Genomic DNA, 8,115 nt, shown 5'->3' with positions numbered 1-8,115 from the left:
TTCCGGCGTGGGCCGATCCCGTGCACGACGATGCCGCGCTGGAGGCGATCGCCGAACTCGTTCGCGCCTCAGTTGGTTGATGGCGGCTGCGGGCCCGCGGGCAACACCAGCAGGGATGCCCCTTCCGCGCCGTGGTGCACGGTGTGCGTCGCGGGCGCCATCCGCCGTCCTGAGATCGGCGGTTCTTCGGTGCCCAGATTGCGGACGAAGCGCGGATGCGACCCGCCCGCGACCAGCACACGGATTCGCGAGCCGGCCTGGAACCGATGCGCGACGGCGTCGAGCTCGAGCCGGACGGTTCCGGAATCGGTTGCCAGCCTGACGAATCCGTCGCTGACGTTGGTCGAGCGACCCTTTGCGTCGACCTCACTGACCCGGACGAACAGGTCGTTGTGCGGGTTGTCGCACGAATGCGACAGCTCGACGACGGGGCTGCCGACGAGGTAGAGGTCGGCAGGCAGCGGGTCGCCGGTGAAGTCGAGGACGTCGCCCCGTAGGGCCAGGGGAGTGTCGTCCCGGTAGCCACCCTCGGCGGAGAGCAACCGCCCGCCGATCGTCGGCGTCGGATCGGCGGGGTCGAACGTGAACGTCGACGGCGGTGCAGACCCGTCGGGCGGCGTCTCCGAAAGCCGGTGCGCGGGTTGTAGATACAGCACGTGCTCGGGCATCGCGGGCGGCCAGTCGGCCAGCTCGAGCCAGTCGCCCTTGTTGACGTAGGCCCGCACCGAACTGCGGGGCGCGACGGGCTTGCTGCCGAGGTGGCCGTCGAGCCACGCCAACGATTCCCGGAGCACGATCGGCGCGCCCTTGGTCATCAGCTGCGTGTGAGTCCACGGACCGACGGTCAGCGCCGTCGTCACGTCCCGCCCGCGCAGGTGCCGGTACTGAGCCAGCGTCTGCTCGAGGAAGCGGTCCTGCCAACCGCTGAACAACAGCACCGGGATGTTGACGCGGTCAAGCGCGTCGGTCAGGCGCAGGGGTTCCCAGAACGGGTCGTCGTCGTCGCGGTTCTGGACCCAGGACTCCCACCAGGGCGCGCCTGCCCCCAAGAGATTCCGGCCGGCATCGCCCATGGGCACCTGATTCGTGGCGCGGGTCAGGGTCCGCCTGGCCTTGACCTGTCGCACACCGTTCATCAGGGCGTTGGAATCCTCCTGGTGGGCGACCATGTCGCTCCACCCGAGGAAGTCGTTGAGCGTGAACGCGCCGGTGCCCCACGTCGCGGCGCTGAAGTCGTGTGGGCCGACGGTGATGATCGCTGCGGCCATCTCCGGCGGCGGGTCCATCAGCAGCGCCCACTGGGTGAATCCCAGATAGGACAACCCGACGGTGGCGAACGAACCGGTGAACCACGGCTGATCGCGCAGCCAGGCGGCGGTGTCCGCGCCGTCGGCCACCTCGTGGATCATCGGCGTGAAGTCCCCGCCCGAGCCGAACGTGCCCCGCACGCTCTGGATCACGACGTGATACCCGCGTGCGGCGTAAGCGGCGCCGAACATGCTCGAGATCGGGAACGCCCGGCCGTATGGGCCGCGCATCAGCAGGGTGCCCGCAGGCGCGGAGGTGTCCGGTACGTAGTGGTCGGCGATCAGGTCCACGCCGTCACGCATGGGTACCAACACCCGGTGACGCACGGTGAAGTCGGTGGTGGGTGGCGGGACCTTCAGTGCGCGGGCCAGCACACGGGAGGCGACGCGCTTCACGGGAGAGGACACGTCTGCAGGCTACGCAAACGGCGACGGCGGCTCTTCGGCTAGTTGATTCATCCAGTGTGAAGGCATCGCCGGTCGCCGGTCGTCGGCCGCGGCCCGTGGTGAGGATTGGAGCCCAGGTGCCGTTCCGGCACCAGCGCAGAGCGTGTTTGTGGGCGGCCGACCAGGACACCGTGAAGTCGGGTCGGCAGATGCCGCCACGCACAGGCGAGTGCGCAACACGTACAGCGTGGCGTCGAGGTATTCGCGCCAGCGGTGTGGTGGGCAGGGTCGCCCGCCCTTGCGGTGCTTGGGAACGAGGAACCGGGCGATACGCGCCCACCGGTATCGGACAGATCGGCACCGGTACCGGTGCCGATGACCGAACTTCGGGTCACATGAGTGTCGATGGTGATCGACGGGTCCGACGCGTCTTGGCTGGCCAGGACTTTTTGTCGGTGGGTTGTGAGACGTTGGCTAGTGATGAGTCGGCACACCACATTCCGCTACTGCCTCGATCCCACCGTCGAGCAACACCACGTGCTGGCCCGCCACGCCGGGGCGTCCCGGTTTGCCTTCAATCAATGCCTACGCCTGGTGAAATGCGCGCTCACCCACCGCAAAACCGATGCCGGTGTCGACGTGCCGTGGAACGGGTTCGATCTGATCAACACGTTCAACGCGTGGAAGAAGACCGCCGACGCTGGCCGGGTCTTCACCGTCGACACCCAAGGCAGCATCGAGTGTGCGGTTACCGGACTGCCCTGGCGGCGTGAAGTGTGTCAGCAAGTGTTCGAGGAAGCCGCTGTCGACCTCGGTAAAGGCCTGAAATCGTGGTCGGATTCGCGATCGGGCCGCCGTGCAGGCAAGCCAGTTGGGTTCCCGCGCTTCAAGAAGAAGACTGGGGACATCCCATCGTTTCGGCTGCGCAACAAACACCCCAAAGGCAAACCGCCGGCCATCCGCGTCGGCGACGGTAATCGCCCACGGTCGGTCACACTGCCCGGCATCGGGATGATCGGGGTGCACGATGACACCCGCGGGCTGCGACGGATGCTCACCAAACACAGGGCGAAGATCTTGTTCGCCACCATCAGTTATCGCGGGGGACGGTGGTGGATCTCACTGAACACCCAGGCCGCCGACCTACACCCCGACCAGCACCACTCGACCCGCCCTGACGACGGTGGCGGCTGGGTGGGCGTGGACCGCGGCCTGTCGGCGTTTCTGGTCGCCGCCACCGCCGACGGCACCGAGGTCGCCCGCATCGGCGATGCACCCAAAGCGCTCGCCGCTGGAATGAGACACCAACGACGATTGTCGAAGTCGTTGTCGCGCAAGAAGAAAGGATCACACAACCGCAAGGATGCCGCTACCCGACTGGGTCGGCATCATCACCGCGTCGCCAATGTGCGCCGCCATTTCCTGCACCAGGTATCCAACGAGTTGGTCAAGACCCACGACCGGCTCGTCATCGAAAACCTCAACGTGGCTGGAATGTTGGCTAATCACCGGCTGGCACGGGCGATCTCTGATGCCGCCTGGTCAGAGTTCGCCCGGATGCTCACCTACAAGCAGGCGTGGCGCGGCGGCCAACTCGCCGAAGCCGACCGCTGGTACCCATCGACCCGCCTATGCCCCCAATGCGGGCTAGTCAACAGTGCGATGACGTTGGCCGATCGGGCGTTCACCTGTGGTTGCGGGCATACCGCCGACCGGGACCTCAACGCCGCGACGAATCTGGCCCGCTGGGGCCAGACCCATCACGACCCCCATCGACCCCCGGACCCCCAAGCAGGAGGCCGGGCCACCAATGTCCGCCGACGGGACGGCGCTGACCACCACCCACGTGGTGGTGAAACCAGCCCGGATGACGCGGGAACCGACGTTCATACCGCACCCGCGGCCTGAACCGACGACGCCCGAGAAGGGCGGTGCCGAATACTTAAACCGAGTTGTTCGACACGCTTTACAGCTTGTAGTACGGCGCGAGTTCGCGCGCGCGCTGCAGGTTGGTCGACAGGCAGTCCACGTCGTCGGTGCCGTAGATCGGCGAATAGAACAGCGACTGCTGCAGCACTCCGTAGCTGGTCTTGAAGGCGATCATGCAGGTGATCCACCAGCGGTTGTTCCAGTCGGTGGGCTTCATGATCCAGTACTGGGCGGCGCGGTGGCCGTCGATGTCGAGTTCGACGGCGTCGGCGGGCAGCGTCTGCTCGTAGGTTCGCCAGACGAACGCTTCGACGGCCATCTGGTAATTGCCCGCGTCGTAGTGGCAGCGCAGGCTGTCCTCGGGTTCCGGCGGGGTGAACGCCAGGCCGAGCCGCTGGACGACGTCGAACGGGATGTCCTTGCACGCATCGAACGGGTTCGGATTGACCGTTTCGATCACGGGCCACTTGATGGTCGTGGAGACGTCGCTCATCGGCGCTGACGTGGACCGCAGCTGCACCGGTCCGTTCTCCGGACCAGCGACGGGATTGGTCTGCCAGACCACGATCACTGCCGCGACCAGCGCACACACCGCTGACAGCAAGCGCAGTTTGGCTGCCATCACACTCCCTCGCGCTCGTCGGCCATTGCGGGGAGTGTACAAGTCGAGCACCGTCGCCCGACGGAGAAGTAGGAACATGTTCTAGTTGCCGAGGTGGCTCGTCCCGATCGCGCCAGTAGGCTGGACCGTTGTGTCAGCGGAACATCGGCACCCAACTCTCTGGGCGATCAGCGACCTTCACATCGGTCACACCGGCAACAAGCCGGTCACTGAGTCGCTGCATCCGTCAACTCCCGACGACTGGCTGATCGTCGCGGGCGACGTCGCCGAACGCACCGACGAGATCCGCTGGTCCCTGGACTTGCTGCGCAAGCGATTCGCCAAGGTGATCTGGGTGCCCGGAAACCACGAACTGTGGACCACCGGCAAGGACCCCATGCAGATCTTCGGCCGGGCGCGCTACGACTATCTGGTCAACATGTGCGACGAGATGGGCATCGTCACCCCCGAGCATCCGTTCCCGGTTTGGACCGACGAGGGCGGCCCGGCCACCATCGTGCCGATGTTCCTGCTGTACGACTACACGTTTCTGCCAGAGGGCACGGCCACCAAGGCCGAGGGCCTTGCGCTGGCGCGCGAACGCAACGTCGTCGGCACCGACGAGTTCCTGCTGTCCGCCGAGCCCTACGCCACCCGCGATGCGTGGTGCCGGGACCGGGTGAAGCAGACGCGGGAGAGGCTCGAAGACCTGGATTGGTTGACCCCGTCGATCCTGGTCAACCACTTCCCGCTGGTGCGCGAGCCCTGCGACGCGATGTTCTACCCCGAGTTCGCGATGTGGTGCGGCACCACCGCCACCGCGAACTGGCACACCCGCTACAACGCGCTGTGCTCGGTGTACGGCCACCTACACATCCCGCGGACCACCTGGTATGACGGCGTGCGATTCGAAGAGGTGTCGGTGGGCTACCCGCGGGAGTGGCGGCGCCGCAAGCCCTATCGATGGATGCGTCAGATCCTGCCCGACCCGTTGTATCCGCCCGGCTACCTCAACGAGTTCGGCGGCCACTTCGAAGTGACACCCGAGATGCGCGCGGGCGCGGAGACGATGCAGGCACGCATCAAGGAGCGGCGTTCGAGATGACGACGCTGCTCTCCGGCGTCCTGCCAAGCAGCGTGGCGGCCGCCGAAATGTACGACGATCCAACCGATTTGGTTCCCTTCCCGGAGGAGGAACCACTCGTCGCGCGCTCGGTGGCCAAGCGCCGCAACGAGTTCGTCACGGTGCGCTACTGCGCTCGCCAGGCGCTCGGTGAACTCGGACTGCCACCGGTGCCGATCCTCAAGGGGGACAAGGGCGAACCGTGCTGGCCGGACGGAGTCGTCGGCAGCCTAACGCACTGCGAGGGCTTCCGCGGCGCGGTGGTGGGCCGCCGGACCGACGTCCGCTCGGTCGGCATCGACGCCGAACCGCACGACGTGCTGCCCAAGGGCGTGCTGGCGGCCATCGGCCTGCCCGACGAACGGACGGAGCTCGCCGGTCTGCCCGGCAACCTGCATTGGGACCGGATCCTGTTCTGCGCCAAGGAGGCGACCTACAAGGCCTGGTTTCCGCTGACCCACCGGTGGCTGGGCTTCGAGGACGCACACGTTACCTTCACCGTCGACGGGTCCGGCGCCGCAGGCACGTTCTCGTCGGCGATTCTGATCGATCCCGCCGCCGAGTCCGGGCCGCCGTTGACTGCGCTGGCCGGTCGCTGGTCGGTGCGCGACGGGCTGGCGCTGACGGCGATCGTGATGTGAGCGCCTCCGGAGGGCAGGAGCGCAGCGACCCGGGAATCAGCACCGCGGGGATCGTCGTCGTCGACAAACCTGCGGGAATGACCAGCCACGACGTCGTCGGGCGTTGTCGCAGGCTGTTCGGCACCCGTAAGGTCGGCCACGCCGGCACGCTCGACCCGATGGCCACCGGCGTGCTGGTGGTGGGAATCGACCGGGCCACCAAGATCCTCGGCCTGCTCACCGCGACCGACAAGACCTATGCGGCCACCATCCGGCTCGGTCAGACCACCTCGACTGAGGACGCCGAAGGCGAAGTGCTGCAGACGGTTCCGGCCGATGACGTGACCGACGCCGCCGTCGGCGACGCCGTGGCCGGATTGCGCGGCGACATCCAGCAGGTGCCGTCCGCGGTCAGTGCGATCAAGGTCGACGGGCAGCGCGCCTACAAACTCGCCCGCGAGGGCAATACCGTCGAGCTGGCCGCGCGCCCGGTGCGGATCGACCGGTTCGAGGTGCTGGCGACGCGGCGGCACGACCGGCTCGTCGACGTCGACGTCGAGGTGGACTGCTCCTCCGGCACCTACATCCGGGCGCTGGCCCGCGACATCGGCGCCGCCCTTGGCGTCGGCGGGCATCTCACCGCGCTGCGGCGCACCAGGGTTGGCCGCTTCGGGCTGGGGGAGGCGCACACCCTCGAGCGCCTCGCGGACGCGCCGCGACTGAGTTACTCGCTGGACGAGGCGTGCCTGCTGATGTTCCCGCGCCGCGACCTTACCGCCGAGGAAGCCGAGTCGGCCCGGCACGGCCGGGCGCTGGAACCTGCAGGCATCGACGGTGTCTATGCGGCGGCCGCGCCCGATGGCCAGGTCGTCGCACTCCTGTCCGACGGGACGTCCCGCACCAAGTCGGTGGTCGTCGTCCGGCCGGCGACGCTCTAGGAGATCAGGCGTACAACGTCTCGAAACGCTCGATGGACTTCTCGATGTCGCCCTTCACGGCCCGGGCCGCCGCAGCTCCGATCGGACCGAACAGCGGCCGTCCACCCAGGTCGAGTTTCAGCGTGAACGAGCTGCCCTCATTCGTCGGGGCCACCTTCATGGTCAGCGCGTACTTGGCGCCACCGACGCCGTCGCCGGTGATCTCGAGTGAGGACGGCGGATCGAACTTCCGCACCGTCCACGTCACTCGGTTGCGCATCCCCTTCGCGCCCGCCACGCCGACGATGGTCGTGCCGACCTCGAGCTGGTCGGGCAGGTCCGATCGCCAACCCTGGTGCAGCTGCAGCCAGTCGCCCAGTTCCGCGAGATTGGACACGTGCGCCCATGCCTCTTCGGGAGTCAGCGACAGCTTCCGGGTCAGCTCGAGTTTCGCCATCCCCGGATCCTAGGGTGCGGGAGCGCGCCTGCTAGGCGACCACCCAGATCGCCTGCGCGGCGGGACTACCCAGATCGACGGTGGTCTCGCCGGATTCGCCGGACGCTGCCGGGTTCGCTGGGTTCCTTATGGCCACTGAGATCATGCCCGCGAAGTCGCGGCGGGCCACAACACGCAACTGGGAGTCCAGGTTGATTCCGACACTGTCGAAGTAGCGCAGCATCTCCGGGTCGGCGTCCGAGATCCGGGCCACGGTCCCCGCCTCACCGTCTCGGCAGGCCGATAGCTGTCGCGCCGGAGGGGTCGGCACCTGTCCGTCGGCGGCGGGAATCGGATCACCGTGCGGGTCGCGGGTGGGATACCCCAGCTTGGCGTCGATGCGGTCGAGCATCCGGTCCGACACCGCGTGCTCGAGCACCTCGGCCTCGTCGTGCACCTCGTCCCAGCCGTAGCCGAGTTCGTTGACCAGGAACGTCTCCATCAGGCGGTGTCGTCGCACCATCGCCAGCGCGGCGTTGCGGCCCGCCTCGGTGAGGGTCACCGCGCCGTACTTCTCGTGGTCGACGAGCCCCTGATCGGCGAGCTTGCGGATGGACTCCGACGCAGTGCTCGCCGACACCCCGATGCGCTCGGCCAGCATCTTCGTGCTGACCTTCTCCCGCGACCATTCCTGGGCGGTCCAGATGACCTTCAGATAGTCCTGGGCAACCGTCGACAGGTCGCGTGGGTTGCCTTCAGGATTCACAGTGAAGAAGTTTAGGCAATCATCACCTC

The 8,115-nt window shown here is 67.2% G+C and carries 8 protein-coding genes; 4 read left to right on the top strand and 4 right to left on the bottom strand.

Annotation, left to right across the window (positions count from 1 at the left end; all coding sequences use genetic code 11):
• Positions 1 to 68: 68 nt before the first annotated feature.
• Complete coding sequence (locus QOC69_RS21415) at positions 69 to 1,715, bottom strand: CocE/NonD family hydrolase (protein WP_526443304.1); 1,647 nt, start codon at positions 1,713 to 1,715, stop codon at positions 69 to 71.
• Positions 1,716 to 2,174: 459 nt separating this feature from the next.
• Here QOC69_RS21415 and QOC69_RS21410 point away from each other — a divergent pair, with 459 nt between their 5' ends.
• Positions 2,175 to 3,602 carry an RNA-guided endonuclease TnpB family protein gene (locus QOC69_RS21410; RefSeq protein WP_526443302.1) on the top strand — a complete coding sequence of 476 codons (1,428 nt, stop codon included), beginning with the start codon at positions 2,175 to 2,177 and terminating at the stop codon, positions 3,600 to 3,602.
• A 58-nt stretch (positions 3,603 to 3,660) separates the two neighbouring features.
• On the opposite strand, the gene QOC69_RS21405 is transcribed toward QOC69_RS21410, so the two are convergent.
• On the bottom strand, positions 3,661 to 4,245 hold the full coding sequence (locus tag QOC69_RS21405; protein WP_526443300.1) for a DUF3558 domain-containing protein: 585 nt from the start codon (positions 4,243 to 4,245) through the stop codon (positions 3,661 to 3,663).
• Between the two features lie 106 nt (positions 4,246 to 4,351).
• Between QOC69_RS21405 and pptH the strand changes: the two genes are divergently transcribed.
• Genes pptH through truB form a run of 3 tightly spaced genes read left to right on the top strand, consistent with a single transcriptional unit; the run spans position 4,352 to position 6,905 of the window.
• Entirely contained in the window at positions 4,352 to 5,329 is a 978-nt protein-coding gene (gene pptH, locus QOC69_RS21400; RefSeq protein WP_526443310.1) for an ACP phosphodiesterase PptH, read from the top strand.
• Positions 5,326 to 5,988, top strand: coding sequence for a 4'-phosphopantetheinyl transferase PptT (gene pptT / locus QOC69_RS21395; protein ID WP_526443298.1), 663 nt, complete (start codon positions 5,326 to 5,328; stop codon positions 5,986 to 5,988). Before pptH ends, pptT begins: the two co-directional genes overlap by 4 nt.
• Before the next feature lie 35 nt (positions 5,989 to 6,023).
• Positions 6,024 to 6,905: a tRNA pseudouridine(55) synthase TruB gene (truB, locus tag QOC69_RS21390; protein WP_526443308.1), complete on the top strand. Its 882-nt coding sequence runs from the start codon at positions 6,024 to 6,026 to the stop codon at positions 6,903 to 6,905.
• A 4-nt stretch (positions 6,906 to 6,909) separates the two neighbouring features.
• Here truB and QOC69_RS21385 read toward each other — a convergent pair whose 3' ends face one another.
• A complete protein-coding gene (locus tag QOC69_RS21385) occupies positions 6,910 to 7,341 on the bottom strand; it encodes a type II toxin-antitoxin system Rv0910 family toxin (RefSeq protein ID WP_526443296.1) in 432 nt (143 codons plus the stop codon).
• A gap of 31 nt (positions 7,342 to 7,372) precedes the next feature.
• A complete protein-coding gene (mntR, locus tag QOC69_RS21380; RefSeq protein ID WP_526443306.1) occupies positions 7,373 to 8,086 on the bottom strand; it encodes a manganese-binding transcriptional regulator MntR in 714 nt (237 codons plus the stop codon).
• Positions 8,087 to 8,115 lie beyond the last annotated feature (29 nt).

Origin of the sequence: Mycobacterium sp. (assembly GCF_032162105.1) — a bacterium.
Classification (GTDB): Bacteria; Actinomycetota; Actinomycetes; order Mycobacteriales; family Mycobacteriaceae; genus Mycobacterium.
The sequence above is the reverse complement of the archived record's forward strand: the minus strand, read 5'-3'. Positions and strand labels throughout refer to the sequence as shown.